Below are 1347 nucleotides of genomic sequence, written 5' to 3'. Positions count from 1 at the left end.
ACACAAAAAAGTAGGGTATCCTCGGGATTGCTGAAGTCACCGAAGGAGGACCCTACTCAATGACTACTATACCCGAAAATCTGTTTGCTGATCTACTTGAAAATACTGTTACAAAGCTTCTGAAAGAGAAGTTGGAGTTACTGCTTCGCGAAGAGATTAAAAACTACATGACCGTGGAACAGCCGCTTGAACGTAACAGTCTTAACGGTAGCTACACGCGCTCCTTTCAAACTCGCTATGGTACGATCAATGAGCTGCAGGTGCCACGCGACCGTAAGGGCACGTTCCAGACACGCTTGTTTCGGCCATACCAACGTCGTGAAGGTTGGCTAGAAGAAGCTATCATCCATATGTACAAAGGCGGTATGAGCACACGAGAAGTCGCCAAGTTCATTGACAGCATGTTCGGCAGCCAGTACTCGCCCACGACCATTAGTAACATTACCAACACTGTTATGGAAGACATTGCAGACTGGCAGAAACGCCCGCTTGAGCAGCGTTACTCCGTTATCTATCTGGACGGACTCTACGTTAAGCTCAAGCGAAACACAGTAAGCAGTGAAGTCGTGTATTTGGTCATGGGTATTGACGAGAAAGGATACCGTCAAATTCTAGGCTTCTACGTTGGCGGACATGAGAGCTCCAACGGTTGGGTGGAGGTACTAAAGAACCTCCAGAACCGTGGCGCCACAGATGTTCTACTTGGTGTTTTTGACGGTTTACCTGGCCTTGAAGAAGCGTTTCGTAAAATCTACCCGAAAGCCGACGTGCAGCATTGCGTAGTGCATAAGGTTCGTGCAACCTTTCCTAAGGTCCGTGTCTCGGATAAAACCGAATTTCTGGATGACTTAAAGCAGGTGTATACTGCAATTGATGGTGACGTCGCTCAGGCCGTGTTTGACGGGTTTAAGGCAAAATGGAGCAAACGCTATCCGAAGGAAGTGAACTCATGGGAAGAGCAGCTTCCAACTCTCTTCACCTTCTACCAGTATCCGTCGATGGTGAGAGAAGCAATTTACACGACAAACCCGATTGAACGGATGAACAAAGAGCTGCGCAAACGCCTAAAGCCAATGAACAGTTTAACAAACATCGAATCCGCGGAGAAAATCATCTATCTACAGGTGACGGACTACAACGACAAGTGGTTTGGCCGAGCGATTCGCGGCTTTGCAGATCCGGATACAAAAGCTACCTTTGAAAAGATGTACATCGCCAGGTATGGCCCACTCAAAGAGAAGCAAGAAACTTAGCTGGGGGCGAAGCCCCCGGCAAACCATCACTAAATACTAAAAATATCCATCGTCCCGATGGAAAACCCTGCTACACAACTTTCTTGACGCTACC

At 47.8% G+C, this 1347-nt stretch carries 1 protein-coding gene; it reads left to right on the top strand.

Going from position 1 to position 1347, the window contains the following annotated elements; genetic code table 11:
* Positions 1-59: 59 nt before the first annotated feature.
* Positions 60-1253, top strand: a complete 1194-nt coding sequence (locus tag D3P08_RS26995) for an IS256 family transposase (protein WP_119603237.1) — start codon at positions 60-62, stop codon at positions 1251-1253.
* Positions 1254-1347 lie beyond the last annotated feature (94 nt).

It is taken from the genome of Paenibacillus nanensis (assembly GCF_003583765.1).
Classification (GTDB): domain Bacteria; phylum Bacillota; class Bacilli; order Paenibacillales; family Paenibacillaceae; genus Pristimantibacillus; species Pristimantibacillus nanensis.
Note: the sequence above shows the minus strand (reverse complement) of the source record. Positions and strands in the feature narration are given on the sequence as shown.